Annotated in this window: 14 protein-coding genes and 1 pseudogene; 1 reads left to right on the plus strand and 14 read right to left on the minus strand. The window is 43.2% G+C overall.

Annotated elements, in window-relative coordinates; all coding sequences use genetic code 11:
* Positions 1-328 precede the first annotated feature (328 nt).
* Positions 329-1708: a PhoH family protein gene (locus SJY39_RS28400; protein WP_010434391.1), complete on the plus strand. Its 1380-nt coding sequence runs from the start codon at positions 329-331 to the stop codon at positions 1706-1708.
* 110 nt (positions 1709-1818) lie between these two features.
* Here SJY39_RS28400 and tldD read toward each other — a convergent pair whose 3' ends face one another.
* From tldD to SJY39_RS28470, 14 genes and pseudogenes are all read right to left on the minus strand, one after another.
* Positions 1819-3264 (minus strand): metalloprotease TldD, encoded by a 1446-nt coding sequence (gene tldD / locus SJY39_RS28405; protein ID WP_016788308.1) that lies wholly within the window; start codon positions 3262-3264, stop codon positions 1819-1821.
* Between the two features lie 19 nt (positions 3265-3283).
* Positions 3284-4096 (minus strand): carbon-nitrogen hydrolase family protein, encoded by an 813-nt coding sequence (locus SJY39_RS28410; protein WP_010434386.1) that lies wholly within the window; start codon positions 4094-4096, stop codon positions 3284-3286.
* A 137-nt stretch (positions 4097-4233) separates the two neighbouring features.
* Positions 4234-8106 (minus strand): YhdP family protein, encoded by a 3873-nt coding sequence (locus tag SJY39_RS28415; protein ID WP_372264082.1) that lies wholly within the window; start codon positions 8104-8106, stop codon positions 4234-4236.
* A gap of 10 nt (positions 8107-8116) precedes the next feature.
* Positions 8117-9586, minus strand: a complete 1470-nt coding sequence (gene rng, locus SJY39_RS28420; protein WP_010434379.1) for a ribonuclease G — start codon at positions 9584-9586, stop codon at positions 8117-8119.
* Between the two features lie 20 nt (positions 9587-9606).
* On the minus strand, positions 9607-10293 hold the full coding sequence (locus tag SJY39_RS28425) for a nucleoside triphosphate pyrophosphatase (protein WP_016789720.1): 687 nt from the start codon (positions 10291-10293) through the stop codon (positions 9607-9609).
* Between the two features lie 7 nt (positions 10294-10300).
* Entirely contained in the window at positions 10301-10789 is a 489-nt protein-coding gene (gene mreD, locus SJY39_RS28430; RefSeq protein ID WP_010434372.1) for a rod shape-determining protein MreD, read from the minus strand.
* On the minus strand, positions 10779-11666 hold the full coding sequence (gene mreC / locus SJY39_RS28435) for a rod shape-determining protein MreC (RefSeq protein WP_010434369.1): 888 nt from the start codon (positions 11664-11666) through the stop codon (positions 10779-10781). The genes mreD and mreC overlap by 11 nt, the downstream gene beginning before the upstream one ends.
* A gap of 360 nt (positions 11667-12026) precedes the next feature.
* Positions 12027-13070 (minus strand): rod shape-determining protein, encoded by a 1044-nt coding sequence (locus SJY39_RS28440; RefSeq protein WP_010434366.1) that lies wholly within the window; start codon positions 13068-13070, stop codon positions 12027-12029.
* A gap of 150 nt (positions 13071-13220) precedes the next feature.
* Positions 13221-13292: pseudogene (locus SJY39_RS28445) on the minus strand (DUF6701 domain-containing protein); the annotation flags it as partial.
* Between the two features lie 17 nt (positions 13293-13309).
* Complete coding sequence (locus tag SJY39_RS28450) at positions 13310-17062, minus strand: DUF6701 domain-containing protein (RefSeq protein ID WP_016795708.1); 3753 nt, start codon at positions 17060-17062, stop codon at positions 13310-13312.
* Positions 17052-17477, minus strand: coding sequence for a hypothetical protein (locus SJY39_RS28455; RefSeq protein ID WP_016788312.1), 426 nt, complete (start codon positions 17475-17477; stop codon positions 17052-17054). Before SJY39_RS28455 ends, SJY39_RS28450 begins: the two co-directional genes overlap by 11 nt.
* The gene (locus tag SJY39_RS28460; RefSeq protein ID WP_016795709.1) at positions 17449-18216 is read right to left on the minus strand and encodes a PilW family protein; all 768 of its coding nucleotides are present in this window, start codon (positions 18214-18216) and stop codon (positions 17449-17451) included. The genes SJY39_RS28455 and SJY39_RS28460 overlap by 29 nt, the downstream gene beginning before the upstream one ends.
* A complete protein-coding gene (locus SJY39_RS28465) occupies positions 18216-18821 on the minus strand; it encodes a prepilin-type N-terminal cleavage/methylation domain-containing protein (protein WP_016794286.1) in 606 nt (201 codons plus the stop codon). The genes SJY39_RS28460 and SJY39_RS28465 overlap by 1 nt, the downstream gene beginning before the upstream one ends.
* Complete coding sequence (locus SJY39_RS28470; RefSeq protein WP_102277581.1) at positions 18811-19311, minus strand: prepilin-type N-terminal cleavage/methylation domain-containing protein; 501 nt, start codon at positions 19309-19311, stop codon at positions 18811-18813. Before SJY39_RS28470 ends, SJY39_RS28465 begins: the two co-directional genes overlap by 11 nt.
* Positions 19312-19384: the final 73 nt, after the last annotated feature.

Below are 19384 nucleotides of genomic sequence, written 5' to 3' on the forward strand. Positions count from 1 at the left end.
TAAATATCTCAAGAAAATGGTGCAGAAAAAGGTCGCTAATATTACTCGATGCTGTGATTTAGGTCACGCCTAAAGGCGATGATTTCACACTTTTTTTCTGTTTTCGCCAATGCAATCAAACTGTCAAAAAATCATGGTTAATCTATAGGTAGCAGATTGCTGCTCTTAAATGAACACGCCATATTCACTCACAACGATATGTCGATATTCCTCTAGATGAAGTTTAGGTAAGTAGTTGACTATCACCAGAATGAGCTACTAATCTTTATATGAGCTTTATCTACGTTCAATGAATGCAAAGCAAGCCGTACGACGGCAAGGAGATGCTATGGGCGAGACCAACCGGAAGCTATTTGTTTTAGACACCAATATCCTACTTCACGAACCCTTCGCTATATTTTCTTTCCAAGAGCACGATGTCGTTATCCCGATGACCGTGCTAGAAGAACTCGACAGAATCAAAGACAGTAAAAGAGACGTTGCTCGAGATGCGAGAATTGCGATTCGCACGCTCGAAGATTTATTCAGGGAAGCCACACCCGATCAAATCTCGGAAGGCATTCCTTTCTCTAAAGAAATAAACGCATCCGGCAGTATTTCCATACTCGCAGACTACGAACTTCAAGAAAGCATTAAGGCCTTCGCTGATGATAAGGCAGGCGATAATCGAATCCTCAACGCCGTCCTCTACCTTCAAAACAAACGCGCGCCACGTGAAGTGGTTCTCATCACCAAAGACATCAACATGCGCTTGCGAGCCAAAGGCGCAGGTGTTCGCTTCGTTGAAGATTATCAAACAGACCAATTGATCGATGATATCCAATACCTGACTAAAGGCTTTCAGCAACTCGAAGGGGCATTTTGGGATGGCATTGATAATGTCGAGAGTAAGGCTCTAGGGGGAAAGACGTTACACACTCTAGCAAGAGCACCTTTCGAGCCAACCTTTCTCAACCAATATGTGATTGACGAGGAGAGTGACTTTGCCGCTCGGGTCGAAGAGATTGAAACCGAAACCATCACTCTGAGAGATCTTAGTCGTGAACGGTTGATGAACCGAAGAGCATGGGATATTACACCTAAGAACATCTATCAAGGTATGGCGATCGACGCCCTACTCGATCCCGATATTGACCTTGTGATCCTAACGGGGGCTGCAGGGAGTGGTAAGACACTGTTAGCTATGGCTGCAGCGCTAGAGCAAACCATTGAGCGTAAACATTTCGATAAGATCATCGTAACTCGAAACACGCCCGATATTGGCGAGTCGATTGGCTTTCTTCCCGGAACCGAGGAAGAAAAGATGTTGCCATGGTTAGCAGCAGTAACGGATACCTTAGAGGCGCTACACAAAAATGATCATTGCACAGAAGGCTCAATGAAATACATCTGTGATAAAGCCAATATCCAATTCAAATCGATCAACTTTATGCGTGGCCGCTCGATCCAAAATGCGTTCGTTCTTCTCGACGAGTGCCAAAACCTAACCGCTTCACAAATCAAAACCATCATCACCCGCTGTGGTGAAGGCACCAAGATTGTCTGTTCAGGAAACCTAGCCCAAATAGATTCTTCCTACTTAACCCCTGTGACTTCAGGTTTAACCTACATGGTTGAGCGTTTTAAAAACTTCGAAGGCAGTGCCAATATCCACCTCAATGGCGTGGTACGTAGCCGACTGGCAGAGTTTGCCGAAGAGAACATGTAGCAACTCGATACACTCACACTGAATCCGTAATCTAAAAACAAAAAGCGCCTCACATTGGAGGCGCTTTTCAATTTAATCTTTTGAAGTAAGTTGGCAGAGATTCTTCTGAATTACTCAGTACCACCCACCGTTAGCGAGTCTAGCTTCAATGTTGGTTGACCAACACCAACAGGGACACTTTGGCCTGCTTTACCACACACACCCACACCACGGTCTAGGCTAAGGTCGTTACCCACCATAGACACTTGCTGCATCGCTTCAATACCAGAACCGATCAGCGTTGCACCTTTCACTGGGTGAGTAATTTTGCCGTTTTCAATCATGTACGCTTCAGAAGCTGAGAACACGAACTTGCCAGAAGTAATATCTACCTGACCACCGCCGAAGTTCGGCGCGTAGATGCCTTTCTCAACAGTAGCAATGATCTCTTCCGGTGTGTGCTCACCCGGCAGCATGTAAGTGTTTGTCATACGCGGCATCGGAAGATGTGCGTAAGACTCACGACGACCGTTACCCGTAGGTGCTACATCCATTAAACGAGCATTAAGCTTATCTTGCATGTAACCTTTTAGGATGCCATTTTCGATCAGCGTGTTGTACTGACCATTAACGCCTTCATCATCAACGTTCAATGAACCGCGCAGGTCAGTCAATGTACCATCATCAACGATCGTACATAGGCTTGATGTAACTTGTTCGCCAACTTTACCAGAAAATACTGACGACTCTTTACGGTTGAAGTCGCCTTCTAAACCGTGGCCTACCGCTTCATGCAGTAAAACGCCTGGCCAGCCAGAACCTAATACTACAGGCATCGCACCTGCAGGTGCCGCAACCGCTTCGAGGTTAACTAAAGCTTGGCGAATCGCTTCATCTGCAAATTGATAAGCAACCTGAGAGCCATTAGCATCACTTAGGAAGAAGTCATAACCAAAACGACCACCACCGCCAGCACTACCGCGCTCACGACGATCGCCTTTTTGTGCCAGTACACTAATAGACAAACGAACCAGCGGGCGAATATCACCAGCATAAGTGCCGTCAGTTGCAGCAACCAGCATCTGCTCATGCACACCGCTTAAACTCACCGAAACCTCAGTAACCATCGGTTCTTTAGTTCGAATATAAGCATCAAGCGCTTTGAGTAATTCTGTTTTTTGTTGTTTTTCCCAGCTAGCGAGTGGGTTAACAGCATCGTAATAAGCTTGGTTAGAATTGCGTTTGAAGGCCTGTACCTTGCCGTTTTGACCTTGCTTAGCGATACCACGCGCAGCAATCGCACTCTGCTTAAGACCGTCTAGTTGGATTTGATCAGAGTAAGCAAAACCGGTTTTTTCTCCCGATACCGCTCGCACACCAACACCGCAGTCAATATTGAAAGAACCGTCTTTAATGATGCTGTCTTCTAGCACCAAGGATTCATGCCAGCTTGACTGAAAATAGATATCAGCATAATCAATTTGGCGGGTAGCAATGCTCGCCAATGTATCTGCGATATTTTGCTCCGTAAGCCCTGTCGGGTTCAGTAGCGCTTCTTCAATTTGATTAATGCTCATAAATGGCTCTTATTTGTAATTAAAATTGATTGGTGAATCGAGAATGTTGCGTTATCGGCATATTTTGCCTAATTGACTCACAACTGGATATGTCTATTTCGACCACCATACTTTTAGGCTCTTGGTCTAATTGTGCGACCACTCGTCCCCATGGATCAACCACCATTGAGTGTCCCCATGTTTCTCTTTGACAAGGATGCTTACCTCCTTGTCCTACCGCGACAATCCAAGATTGTGTTTCGATCGCACGACACCTTAATAAGGCTTCCCAATGCGCTTGACCAGTCACTGCTGTAAACGCCGCCGGTACGATAATGATCTGCGCACCTTGCTTGCGTAGCTCTGAATACAAGTGCGGAAAGCGCACATCATAACAAATACTCAAACCTAAGCGACCAAAAGGCGTTTCCGTCGTCACAACGCGATCACCCGGAGTGAAAATATCGGACTCTCGATAGCATTTGTGCGCATCGGCCACGTCAACATCAAACATATGTAACTTATCGTAATGTGCAACTAAGCAGCCAAAGTCGTCAATCACCAATGTTGTTGTAGTCACGCCTTCAATCGTGCTTATCGGCATGCTACCGACAATAATCCAGATTTGATGAAACGAAGCTAATTCAGACACTTTCTTCTGCAACGGGCCATCATTTAAGGGCTCTGCATACTGGTGATAGTCGGCTTTACTGCCAAAAACTAATGCATTTTCAGGGCAAACTACCCACTTAGCCCCTAGTGCTTTGCACTTTTCTACTTCTTGAACAAGATAATCAAAGTTTAACTCAGGACTAGGACCTGATGTCATTTGAATCAACCCAACACAATCCATGTGTATAGTTCCTCCATTCATTATGATTCAGAAAACAGCGTTTATCGTATGTTAATCAGCAAGTGTATTGACCAACTCAAGTATTAGCTCATTTGTCTATTGACCTGTTCGAGTATGAGCTATTCAAGCATTCACGACTATTGAGCTAATTTCCTAAGCTTTTCGGGTAACTGAAACTCACCAGAGCTACGAGAAAGCTCACTCACCGTTGGTGAATCCAATGGTCCTTTTACCGAATAATTAACTTGGGTAAAAACTTCAACAACTGGAGAAATAACCGTAGTCACCGCTAATACGTACAGCGCCGTTTGAGGGGTTACCGCAAAGGCCGTTAATACAGGAATGCCAGAGGTAATATCTGGGGTAAAATTAACTTCCGCATCCACCTGTCGGGTATTAAGATTAGCGATACCTTTGATCTTCATCTCACCAGCAACGGCATCCATGTTTAAGTCATTAGTCAGAAAGATACCATTTTGAATCTTACCCGTTCCTGTGATGCTGTTGAACGCCATGCCTTTATCAAACACGTCTGAGAAATCGAGCTGCATCTTGCGGATGATCGAATCTAGGCTAAACAGGCCAAGTAAACGAGCCGCACCGCTCACATCCGAGATAATACCTTTACCAAACTTGGTTTTAACGTTGCCATCAAGGGTATCCATTTTAATCCCCCAAGGCGAACCATCCCAATTTAGTTGACCTTCCAACGCGAATGGTGCTTTTTGAATTCCTGAAGTAATACCGAATCGTTCCATCAATTCACTGTTGTTTTCACCTTCTACATCAACAGCCAACGATGAATGACTCTTGTCACCATTCAGTTCCCACCAACCGCTGATATCGGCTTTATTGCCACCACTTCGAACCTGGATCTTATTCCACTCTATCCGATCTTCGTTCCTAGCCACTTCAACATCAACCTTGCCAACCTTGTAACCTTGTAGCCAAAAGTCGTTCAAAGTTAACTTCAGGTTCGGCATCGCATCGTGGATCTCTCGATCCAAATCAGAGATCAACGGTGCTTCTTGCGCTTTACGTTGTAGCAGTTGCTCTTGGTTTTTCTGATCGCTCCACTCTGGAACAAACAAATGTAAACGATCTAATGAAACCGTTAAATCGTAAGGAGGCAGATAATTAATATCTCCTTCGATCTCTTGGCTAGAGACTTCCATTTGCCATGCTTGTTTGTTTTTACGAGCACTAAAGTCGACATCATTCCAAGGAATGCCACCTAAAATTAGCTCCTTACTCTCGAACGTAACACGGCTTGGCGCAGGAATTGTTGGAGTATTCATTTGACTGAGCACGGCGTTTGAAGGCTTCACAGGCTCCATCACGACCGATAACCAATCATCAGCATTGAACTTATCAGTACGAATTAATGCATGATGGCCAACGACAGGGCTAATTTTGTAACCTCCTCGACCAAGCACTAAATTGGTCGCCGTTAACTGAGGAACATCACCTGTGATATCAATTTCAGCTTGATATTTGGTACTAGGGAGCTGTAAACGTGCAGTAATCGCTTCTTGGTTGCCCGAGGCTTGTAACCTTGCAGAGCCACTTTCTAATGACTTTTTCGCCAATGGATATGGATAATCACTGGCCAAATACTTAAGATCTGACTGCAAATCCAATTGGTAACTAAAACCGATATCGTTAAGCTGAATATCAATTTGGCTTTGCCACTGAGCATGGCCAGACAAACGGCTTAGCCACTGTTCACCAATGTAAGGCTCTAGAGGTTTAACATCCCAATCGCCTAGAACATCGATATCAACCGCGTAGCCCGGGCCATCATTCAAGCCTTTGAAATCAAGAGAGATACCCTGTTTAAGTAAATCTGCAGCAAGGCCACTCGCCGTCACTACATCATTATCAAACTCAATACGTCCAGTGGTGTTTTCAAGTACCATCGGCGGAGCTTCAATCTCGACATGGTTACCATTGAGATCAGCATAGCCCCACGCTCTTGCTTCCTTTTCAGAATCAAACGGAATATTAAGCTGAAACTCGGATGACACATCGCCACTCACTTGAAGCGCCGTTAAGGCAGCCCCGACTGAATCGACGAGTGGAGAAGCTGTCATGTAATCACGTACCGCATTGCCAGACGCGGTTGCTTTCGCTTCAATTTCAATATGGCCGCCTTGACCTAAATAAGGAATACGCCCCGTAATACGATCTGCAGTGACATCCATTAATTGAGCTGAGCGAGAATCCAAGTGCATCGCATCATTTTCAAATAACAGATCAAGCTGAAGATCGGTAATCAAAGGCCAGCCGGTATCAAAACTAAATTTCGCGTTTTCTAACCCAACCCAAACTTGGAAAATACCATCATGATTGGTATACGGATATTGAGCTAATTCACCATGCCAAAGTAATTTAACGGTGTCGGCTTTACCGGCTTGAATCGCCGTGGAAAGGTAATCAGTTAAATCTTGGCCAAGTGCCAATGTCGGTAAATAACGCCAGGTTTCACCAACATTGTAAGCGTCCGCTTCACCATAAAAAGAAAGATAAGGGCTTGCGTCATTTGGAAAATCTAAACGAAATGCGCCGAGAACTTGTAAATCTGGCGTTGCTGCCGTGATTTTATCCGACCAAAGCTTCCAGCCGTTTTCATCCTGCTGCCAAACAATGTCAACCTGACCTTGTTTGATATTTAGAGGGGCTTGGAAAACATCACCATAAGGAAACACATCATCAATAACATGCAAGCTGGCTTTCGCTTCAGATGCTGAACCAAAAACACTGCCTGACACTTGGCTAAAGCCTGGAACTAACTCCCATTGCTCGATAGCCATATCAGAAAAACTTGCAGAATAACGCAAGCTTTCGATGCCTGAATCCATGGAGACGCGAATATCAGAAACCAAACCGCCTGGAGCCAACGAATTAATCATTTGAGTGGATTGCTCGGAATCAGGCAACAACTTAATTAGCGGAGTAATGGTGGCAATATCCAACTCAGAAACGTTGAGTTGCCACGGACCTTTGTTCCATTTGAATGCAACATCGAGTTCTGGCCAAGGCGTGTCATCGGTTCTTAAGTTAAGTGAGTGACCATTCACTTGCCAGCCATTTTCCAACGGAGAAAGTTTAAACACGCCAGATTCAATCATCAAATCGTGGCGCCCGTCTTCATTCCAAGTCAGTTCAGAAGGTAATACCTCAACGTAAGCGCTCACTGGCTTACTGTTTTTCAGAGTTAACCAACTATTAAGGCTCACCGTACCCGTTTCCACACCGGACTCTGCCTGCATGTAACGCGTTAACCAAGGTTTTATCGAGATGCTATCCGCGCTCACATAGAACTCACCCGACATATCGGTCAGCGAGCCACCATCAACAAAGTTAGCACTCACTGACAGGGAGTTTAAGTTGGCATCTTTAATACTCACCACACCTTCTGCAAGGTGGTGTTTACCTGAGTTTTGCCATTTTAAAGTTTCTATGTCGAGTTGACGTTCTTCATCAGAGATTGCACGGTATAAAAGGGTTGAGTCTTTAGCCGTCACATCCACTAAAGTTTTCAGGAGTAGATTATCCAGTTCCTGTATAACCCGCTTTGAAGAATTCGACTTTTTCGGTTTCTGTTGGCCGTTTTGACCAGCAAACAGATCAATAGATCGGATATCAAGATACATTTGGTTCATGACCAGATCGGCCACAACCGGACGCATCTGAACGAACGATTGAATCAAGTCAAACTCAACTTCAACACGCTCAACAGAGAAAGTGACATCTTCTGCATTAGGAAGGCTGGCTTTAACACCTTGTAAAGCTATAGAAGGGTGAGTGTTGCGCCAAAAACCGCCCACATCTTGAATGGAGAATTCAAAACCGGAATGTTGATTTACCCAAACCTCAATTTCAGATTGATATTTGTTTAAATTAGGTAAGGCTACACGAAGTGTAGTCACGGCAATGGCTAGCGTTACTAAGAGAGTAACCACTAACCATAAACATGCACGAAGAATCAGAGTAGCGCTTGAGCTCACAAAATATCCATTACATCATAACAACATCAAACTGCTCTTGTATGTACAGAGGCTCAGCCTGGATTTTGACTTGTTTACCAATAAAGACTTCAAGCTCAGCAAGCGCATGAGATTCATCGCCCTCTAACGCCTCAGCGACTGCGGCTGCGGCATAGACAACGAACTTATCGGCGTCGTAGGCACGATTCACGCGCGTGATCTCTCGAAGTATTTCATAACAAACCGTTTCGACTGTTTTCACGCTGCCGCGGCCTTCACAAGCGGGGCAGCTTGAACACAGAATATGCTCAATACTTTCACGAGTACGTTTACGAGTCATCTCCACCAAACCAAGCTGTGTGAAGCCATTAATATTGGTTTTCACGCGATCTTTGTCTAGCGCAGCTTCTAATGAAGTTAGTACTCGCTTACGATGTTCCTCAGACAACATATCAATAAAGTCGATAATGATGATGCCACCTAAGTTACGCAGACGCAGTTGTCGAGCTATCGCTTGAGTCGCCTCTACGTTGGTATTGAAAATGGTTTCTTCTAGATTACGACGACCAACAAATGCGCCAGTGTTAATGTCGACAGTGGTCATCGCTTCCGTTTGGTCGATAATCAGATATCCACCAGATTTTAATTCGACTTTACGATCCAATGAACGTTGAATTTCGTTTTCGGTATCGTACATATCAAAGATAGGCTTATCGCCTTCATACAGCTCAAGCTTGTCAGTCAGCTCTGGCACGTACTCAGAAGTAAACTCTTTAAGATTTTCATACTCTAGACGAGAATCGACCTGAATCTTACTCAACTCAGTACCAACGAAGTCACGCAAAATACGTTGGCTTAGGCACAGCTCACCGTACAAGCGTGTACGAGCTTTGTGCTTACCACGACGCTCTAATACTTTTAGCCATAGTCGCTTTAAGAATGCCGCATCTTGAGCCAACTCATTCGAATCTGCACCTTCTGCTGCGGTACGGATGATAAAGCCACCATGTTCGTCACAGTAACGAGACACGACTTTTTTAAGACGATTACGTTCAGACTCACTTTCAATTCGCTGAGATACGCCAACATGACTTGCACCAGGCATAAAGACCAGATAGCGAGATGGCAAAGTAATATCAGTGGTTAAGCGGGCACCTTTGGTACCAAGAGGATCTTTGACGACTTGAACCACAATGTCTTGTCCTTGACGGACAAGCTCTGAAATATCACGAACCTGAAATTGCTTCTTTTCGTTTTCAGCAACACATTCAGTGTGTGGAACAATATCAGAGGCGTGCAAAAAAGCTGCTTTTTCAAGGCCTATATCCACAAAAGCCGCCTGCATTCCCGGAAGTACACGGCTTACACGTCCTTTATAGATATTTCCTACGATACCGCGTCGAGCATCTCGTTCGACATGGATCTCTTGAAGAGCCCCCCCTTCAATCATGGCCACACGAGTTTCACTCGGGGTCACGTTCAGCAACAATTCAGCACTCATGGTGCACCTCAGATTAGTAATTATAAGAATTCTTGCAGTAGCTGGTCCGTTTCAAATAAAGGTAAGCCGACAACGGCGTAATAACTACCTTCAATTCGGGTAACAAAGCGTCCGCCCAAACCTTGGATTCCATAGCTACCGGCTTTATCGCATGGCTCCCCTGTTTGCCAGTATTGTTCTATTTCTTTTTCACTGAGGGGTTTAAACCATACGTCGGTAATAATGATTTCTGTTCTTTGTTTTTCTTCCGACACCACAGAAACGGCCGTCATCACTTGGTGACGATCATTCGCTAACTGAGTAAGCATGCGCTTAGAGTCGGCAAAATTAGTGGGCTTCTCGAGCACTTGCCCTTGGCTAACGACAACTGTGTCAGAACCAAGAACCACTGTTTCAGAATCAAGAGAAACAGCTTCAGAGCTAAGATCGACGATCTCAGAGCCAACAGCTGCATTATCAAAACTAGGATCTACAGTATCAGAACTAGAAATGACATTCTGCTTTTCAGAAGGGTTATCTTTCAATAAAGACAACGCTGCTAAGGCTTTATCTAAAGATAGTCGCTTAACATATTCTTCGGCGGTTTCTTGGGCATGTTTACACTCTTCAACATCGGTTACGAGGACAGAAAACTCATAACCAAGTTGCGATAGCAATTCTTTGCGGCGTGGAGAACCGGATGCCAAAACTAAATGTTTCTTTTCCATCGTCATACTACCTCACATGCCAATGGCGACGCACACGTCTCATTAATAAAAACATCCAAGGCCAAAGTATACAGTTTATCAATGCGCTCCATAACGATAATGGATTGAAAACGACATCTTGGATCAAATATTCACCAAAGAAGATCAACACTTCAAACAATACCGTCAACGCCGCAATGATCATGGCTTGTTGCCATAGCGCCATGTTACGTATCACGAGGAAGTTAAGCGCAATAATGTACATCACTATTGCCATCATCATTCCACGAATACCCAATGTTGAACCAATCAATAGGTCCCACAATAGGCCCAAAATCAAAGCACTACCCACGTTAACACGGTGTGGCAGAGCAAGAACCCAATAACACGTCACCAGTAACAACCATGACGGTCGAAATAGATCTAAGCTACCGGGCCAAGGAATGGTTTGCAGAATAAGCGCGATCAAAAATGAGCAACCAATTACTACTTTGCTTCTTAAAACGCTATTGGCCATCTTCACCCTCTAACAATACTTGTTTAATGCTGATTTGATCCGCTTGCATCTGTTTGTTTTCATCAGGCCAAACAAGCAATAAGTACCTGAGCTTATCAAACTCAACCACAGGCTCTGCTTTAATAACCGCAAATTCACGTTTCGGGTCATAATCGACTGAAGAAACATAAGCCACAGGGTAGCCTTCAGGATAAACCCCGCCTAAACCCGATGTCACCAACAAGTCTTCTTCTTGAATATCAGTACTGGTTGGAATGTGTTCTAGTTGAATCTCATCAATCATGCCATTACCGGAAGCGATCACTCGAATATCATTACGAATGACTTGAACAGGAATCGCATTGTTTGCGTCAGTCAGTAACAGGACACGGCTATTGTGAGCAGCGACAAAAGTCACTTGGCCGACAATGCCTTTTTCGTTGATCACCGGTTGACCTTCATACACCCCATCAATCTGACCTTTATCGATCACAACTTGATGACGATAGGGTGAAGTATCTACCGCCATAACTTCTGTGACGACTTTCTTTTCATCACGGATAAACGGAGATCCTAATAGCTTACGAAGGCGCTTGTTTTCTTCTTGGTATTGCTCAAGCAGAATCAGCTCGCTTTTTAGACGCAAGACTTCTCGTTTAATATTATGGTTGGATTCGATTAGTCCTTTACGAGTACTAAAACGGTCGTAGACACCATCGAACATAGTGCGAGGTAAGTTGGCTGCGTATTGAATTGGGGCAACCATGCTGTTCAATAGATAGCGGACATTTGAGAAAGCATCTAAACGACTATCAGCCAGCATAAGGCTGGCTGATAAAATTACAGCAAAAAACAGGCGCAATTGTAGAGAGGGACCTCTACCAAAAATTGGCTTCATTCTATATTTGGTCCTAGAGCTACATTTGATCCTATAGACAAGGTCCTAGGCTCTTTACATAAAAATAGATAAGAAAAGGGCCTAACACTAGGGCGTGTTGACCTTTCGCGGTTAAATTTTGTTCGAGATAAAAGCGTTTTAATCGAGGCGAGGGAGAAGTAGCCTAGTCATTCTAAGCAAATCTCCCTCAACAAAGAGTAAAACGCTTTTAGCCGAACCCTTCGGGCAGCGTTTGCTGGTCATTTCTACTACGTTATCGGCTTCTCATGTAGGCTAGCTACACATCAAAGCCTCCGTCTTGTATAAATACCCAGCAACTCGCTGCAAAAATCAGCTCGCAAGATCAACACGCCCTAGATATTATTCTTCGCTGAACAGGTCGCCGCCGTGCATGTCGATCATCTCTAGGGCTTTACCGCCACCTAGAGCAACACACGTTAGTGGCTCTTCTGCAACAACAACAGGGATACCTGTTTCTTCCGTTAGCAGACGATCAAGGTCTTTAAGCAGTGCACCACCACCAGTCAGCACCATACCGTTCTCTGATATATCAGAAGCAAGCTCTGGCGGACATTGTTCTAGTGCAACCATGACAGCAGATACGATACCTGATAGCGGCTCTTGAAGCGCTTCAAGAATTTCGTTTGAGTTCAGGCTAAAGCTACGAGGCACGCCTTCCGCTAAGTTACGGCCACGTACTTCGATCTCTTGTACTTCATCGCCAGGGTAAGCTGAGCCGATTTCGTGTTTGATCTTTTCTGCCGTTGCTTCACCAATCAAGCTACCGTAGTTACGACGAACGTAGTTGATGATAGCTTCATCAAAACGGTCACCACCAATACGAACAGAAGAAGAGTAAACCACACCATTTAATGAGATAACCGCAACTTCAGTCGTACCACCACCGATATCAACCACCATTGAACCTGTTGGCTCAGAAACGCGCAGGCCAGCACCAATCGCCGCAGCCATTGGCTCATCGATTAGATAAACCTCACGAGCACCAGCGCCTAGCGCTGACTCACGGATGGCACGACGCTCAACCTGTGTTGAACCACAAGGAACGCAAACCAAGACACGAGGGCTTGGTTTAAGAACACTGTTGTCATGCACTTGCTTAATAAAGTGCTGAAGCATTTTTTCCGTTACGTAAAAGTCGGCAATTACGCCGTCTTTCATTGGACGGATCGCTGAAATGTTACCTGGCGTACGACCAAGCATTTGCTTAGCAGCATGACCAACAGCAGCGACACTCTTTGCAGACCCTGTACGATCTTGGCGAATAGCGACAACAGAAGGCTCATCAAGAACAATGCCTTGGCCTTTTACATATATAAGGGTATTGGCAGTACCTAAATCAATCGATAGGTCGTTTGAAAACATGCCACGAAGTTTTTTAAACATATTCTTCGCTCATCCTGCAAGAATTAGAAGACAAAAATTGTACTAAATGTACCAATGCCTTGCTGTCACGGCAAGGCATTGAAGTATAAACATGGACTGAAACCCGCAATTTCTTACAGATTCCTAACTTAAGGGGCAAAAATTATATTATTACTGACCTGTTAAGCCACTTTCCCCTCGGTAGATCACACGATCGTTACCGCGGTAGATGCCAAATGTGCACAATACAACAAGTGAGATTAGTTTTGTTCACTCCACCAAATAACTCGATCACTACCTCTGTACAAACCAAAACGAACTTCGGAAGATATAGTATCGTCAAAAATACCATCTTGGTTATAATCATTTCTCAACCACGGAAACGACTCAAAGCCAAGCGAACTTTCTAGAGCCCCTCGATTCCCTTCACCAGGCGCACTGTAAGATATATATCCTTCGCCATTTTGAATAACAGGCCTCGATTCTATGGTAGCAGCGGTAACACCACCTCCAATGGGTAGAGCACTTGAATCATTACCAACATCAAAGCTCAAATCCACGACCGAAAAGTCACTGCAAGAGTCACTGGTATTCGTTTTAAAGCTTGAGCCATCAAAGTAGTAGCTTGTTACAACAGATTGCACTCTTGACGTTTCTGGGCCAAACGTATCTGCGATCGCTAAATACCCCCAGCGTTGACGTTGTGCATCTGAAACTGAAAAATCAAAACCGGAGCAAGAAGAACTTCCATTAGTTTGATAACAAACACCATCAAGATCTTTTGTGTCATTAACAGCTAAACGAACGACAATCCCTTCATTGATTAGTCCTAAGGGAGTCAATGGTTTCACATAAGCTATTTGAGCCTCTTCTAAGCTTGCCAATTGAAGATTAGAATCAAAAGTGACTTGTCCCGGCCAAGCAAAGCCTTGGGTTTTTACAACTTTACTAGAATCGGTATCAGTAATAGACAATGTTGAGCTTTCTGCCCAAAAAGTTCTAAAGTTCCAAGGATTAGCATATCGCCACCAACCGCCAAATTTGTAATTAAGCGTTTCTTTCTCTCCATTACTGCCCACGTTATCAAACGACCGCCCCGTAACAGTTAATTCAGGTAAGCTACTGAACTCCATAGCTTGTCCTAAATAAGTGAAAGTTGAACAAGCTTCAGTAAAACTCGGAGTGTTGCTATCTAGATGAAGATAATAAGGTATAAATCGCCCAATAGAACCAGTCTGCGCACCTTGAATCGTAAAAGAGTTACTGCCTAAATAGGAAGGTAACTCTTCAACTAAAAAGTTAAAAACCCCCACTTCAGAAATACTTTGTGCGACAGAGTTAATGCCAGAACTAATTATGGTATGACTGTAAGAGATATTACCAAGTAAACCAGGCTCTGCACCGGTAACGACTGGAGCCTTAAGTTCATGACTCAAAGCAATATCTTGTGAGCTAAAGTTAGGAGTAACTACTCCTGTATCGCCCGAAGCCCAAATATTTAATGTAAAAGCTTCACCGGCTTTCGCAAAAACGGAGCAACTTAAATCTTCGGTTACACAGGAGCCGCTATTTCCAGCTGTATTTCTAGCTTGTATATTGAGCTGCTTAGGGAAACTGACAAACTGGGCACTCCCTCGCATATCCAATCCAAGTTCATCATCAGAACCTTCATACTGAGCATTAAGTTGTAACTTTCCTGCGTCAATATAACTGACATCAAACTCTGCTTCCCCATCATTATCAAAATCAACGGTAAATATTTTTGGGGAAACACTGCTCATTGCCAGATCTTTTTCAATACTGCCAACTTTTAAACCAATAGTAGGACTACCAATAATGACAGAAGAATCGGGGGTAACGTACTGCCCAAAAAATTCGATATTCTTTGAAGTGTTCTGAAAGCTTGGTAAACACTTTTGAGCATCATCGGAGCTTTTTACTGCTTTTATACGACCAGTTACTGGTCTGTCGGCTATTTTGTCGGGGACGTTTAAGATAAAACCACTGCTATAAAACTCAATGTTACAGTTGCTGCTTCCTAAAGCTCCTCCTGCACTCGAACACAATGTTTCCCCACTAGGAATCACAGCAGGATCAGATTGGATGACTCCAATTCTCAAGTTACCCGCCGTATTCTTGCGAACTGAATATATGCCTGTACCACCAGATAACTGAATTTGATTGCCGCCAACCCAACCTCCACCACCGGTTACAATTTCAGGCGATAAAGTCACATCAACATCTTCAGTCACCAATTCTGAACAGGACTCATTAGCACAGGCACGAATAGTCACTTCTTCTGCATTACAGGTTAACTCACTGCCTGAATGATCAAATTCAAAGTGATCAATCGAATTCTCTGGCTCATCTGAACATAAGTGTGTTTGGCTATATAATTGAAATATTTCATTGTTGTTTAATGGCTTATCAAATATTTCAACCTCATCGATATAACCATCAAAAGCCCGTCCTGAAAAGTTCTGATCTTGGCCTATTTGTAAAGGCTTAGTATTATTTACTAATTTTCGATTTGCATTTACTAAAAGCTCTCCTCTTTCTTCTCCATTAATAAATAGGCTAGCCATAGATTTATTATTGCTATAACTTTCAGAGTCGTATCTAAGCGTAATAAATGACCACTCATTTATTGGAATACTGACTTCACTTGTTAATGTTCTCGTTTGAGCACTTCCGTTTCCATTTTTGTTTTTATCTTGCCACCACCAAAATATTTGGCCTGACGAGTTTAAATGAAACTCATAGTTGTTATCTTTTGAGACAATAGAATGCAATCCAGAACTTGGATAACTAGTGGGTTTTACCCAAACGGAAATCGTAAAATCTTTATCTAAATTTAATATGTTATCGTGAGGTACATTAATATATTGATTCGAACTATTGATAAACTCACCGAAGCCACAGGTGCCCAGAGAGTTAATAGTCGGTATGGCAGAGAATTCAGAAGATGGCTGCGCTGTTAAACCATTAACAGTTTGTCCATGTAATTGATTTTCAGAACTGTCGACTACTTCATTATTTGCGCCATTCCAGGATGCTTCATCTAAATGATATCGAGCAATCGGATTAGGTAGTTCTTCTATTCCACACGCATTTTCTGGCACGGTTTGATACAAGCAAGTACCATCAACGACCGTTCCATTACTGACATAAACCGTCCCCCAGTTAGGTTGCCCTGCTTGAACGTCACCAATAACATAAGAGTCATCGAGCTCCACAGTTTCAGAAGAACTCGTAATGTCACCAGAGACCTGAGAACCTTCAATAACAATTTTGTTTTTAGTTGAAACATCCCCTTCAACTTCAGAATTTTCAATCGTTATGGTTTCATCGGTACTGGTCAGTTCACCAGACACCGCCGAATCCTCCACAACAATTTTGTTTTTAGTTGAAACCTTCCCTTCAACTTCAGAGCGTTCCATCGTTATACGGGAGTTTTTACTGGTGATGTCACCATCTACCCCAGAATTACTTATCACCACCTCATTGCTTGCGGTAATGCTACCGAAGAGTTTAGAGTCAGTGATCTCTACCTCGTTGTTTTTAGAATCAATCGATCCGATAACATTGCTATTGTGGATTTCAATATTACCTCCAGTCTCAATGGAGCCTTCAACAAATACTGAATCAAAATTAACAGGTGTACTATTACCAACAAAGCTACCCAACAGCTCTGAAAGGTTGTTGGAATCATTTTTCCATTCAAAATTACCATAACTCGCTTTTAGGTCGATAGTCGCGGAAGAATCACCTACTTTGTTATTACCTTCAAATTGAAAACCGCCATCGGCGGTTAATTGAATATCTATCGCAGATGAAAGAGTATCCCCTTTAGCAAGCTTAACGATGCCATAATTACATGTATATTGATTGCCAGTAACGGACCAATTATTACTAGTACAAGTTGGGAGGTTCATTTGAAGGACATAATCCGTAGCGAATGATGATGAAGATACGCCAAATAGCACTAAGCTCAAAAAAAATCTACTTATCATCACGAATACCAACCTCTACGACTCTTTGTAAGACCCAATCCCCAACCGAACAGCTTCCTTTAGATATTAGTTGATATACGTTAATACCATTATCTAAAACGCCAATAGAGTTACAATGAATTTCCGCCTTGCATTGCGCCAACCCTTCACCTTCAAAGCTTATAGTTTTTGTATTAGAAGTATGGCAACTGTCTTCTGTCGGGGTTTGATAAAAACGACTGATTTCTATTTGTGCACCAGATCGCGCAGCCATTTCAGCCCGAGTACCGATCAGGGTTGAAATCAATTGCTCACTGTTACGTTGTTGGTTCTGATTAGCAACCATCGCAACCGAAGCCATAACCACTAGTATGAAGACAACTAGGATCAAACTTCCCCCCGTTTGTTTACGGAGCGTTATAGATAAGGGCATCATGGACAAACTGAATCTCCTCTCCTTTATCAGCAAACAATAACTCAAACCTCACCAAACCATTTCTTTCTAATTCTGGTGCCAATTTTTGAAAAGCGGCATCTTTTACATTTTCAGCTATCAAAACACCATTACCCAGCGATTCTGGTGATAAGGACATTCGAGACAATGGATAATCAGCATAACGAAAGATACGAGCATTGACGTGGCAATAAGCAACAGGAGTAAGGTAAAAGTAGAGACGTTTACTTGGAGAGCTGGTTTCAAATCCCGTTGCTTGAGTCAATTCAACATTGACCATCACCGCTGCAGAGGTAGTGAAGTCCACATCCTCTTTCACCTCTGCAATTTGACCTTCTATCGCTGGATCAAGACGCATCGAATTCGGGTCGTTAGGATAAACTATAACTCGCTCTCCTTGATAAATGCTTTTGTCTATTGGCAATATCCGTATCACTGCTGATTTCGCCTCTGGCGCCGGAAGTTCTTGATAAATAGCACTATTGATGATCGGCAAAAATTCAATACAATCATTTTCAATTAAAATACTGTTAGGGACGGCTTCTCTTAATTCTCGAGTCATTCGCTCCGTGACAAATTTACCTTGTTGTATCAAAGCTTCACGAGCTGTGCTATCAACATAAATCCCCATACCCTGTTGAATAACATTCCCCAAAAATAGACCAACAATAGAAAGCAGAAGAATAGTAATAATCATCTCTATCAGTGTAAAACCACGCATTAGAAATTCCCTTTAATCGCAGAAAAAGGATAGCGGTAACCCTGAGAATCAATAATCACAACTTCAACCCTCTTGTAATGCGTTCGGATAATAGATGGATTTCCAGACATCATCACCGTATCGTCATTAACAACAGCAGTATCATAAAACACATCGATTTCGACATTGAAATTGCGATAACCCGCATCACTGAGATCGCTATCAAGAACATCTTCAACACGTCCTCTTAAACCATGAAAATCATCAACATCATTAGCTAAGCTCTTTACCAAGATACCATTCGCGTCAGTTTCTCCGCTGTCAGGCCCCAAATCATTGGGTAACGTGCACAGTTGTTGACCTGGCGTTGAAATAGTTGAGACTGCACATTCAGGCACTCCTCCGTTCACGCCGGAAAATTGGTCATACCCGCGCCCCATTACCTCATCAAGTACTGAGCGAGCAAGATCTGCAGCTTTAACTGATGTTATTTGTTCTGCGGTCTGAATTGAACGCGGGTACAAAGACGCGGTAAGTCCAGCAAGAGCAAAACCAATAAGAGTAATCACAATGATCATTTCTATTAGGGAAAAACCTTGGGTGCGGATTTTTTGTTTAACATCCATAGATATACCCTTCAGTATTAATGCACACTGAAATTGAATCATCGTTGACAGTCGAAGATATCTCAATCTGACAATTCGATACTAAGCATTGCTGAGCTCGACCCGAACTATCAAAATCAAGGTACGAAACATTGATATCAGTTTGTAGCTTAAACGTCACTTTATTCTGTTTGCCATCAACAAAACTGGAATCAGTAACATCAGCAGGAAATTGTTCAGTACAAATACCTTCCGCGTTAGACGGAGAGGCTTGAATAGCTTGAGTTTGGTTTGAATTTAACAGCCAACGGTTACAATAATCGGAACGATTCATCGCACGGTTTTGTACTAATCGTAATGAAGCTAATACTTCGCTTTGTACAAGGTAGGTTAAAAAGGAAGAGGAGCCAACATAACGGGTAGATGCGTATAGGGAAACAATACCAATCAATATAATGACGATGATCAGCTCTACCAGAGTAAAGCCTTTAGATATGCGGCTGTTATCCATAATGACCCCCTGCCCAGCTAACAAATATTGATTATACAAGATAATGAAAATTACGATCTTATGTATATGAATA

The organism is Vibrio sp. R78045 (genome assembly GCF_042466085.1).
GTDB lineage: Bacteria > Pseudomonadota > Gammaproteobacteria > Enterobacterales > Vibrionaceae > Vibrio > Vibrio cyclitrophicus.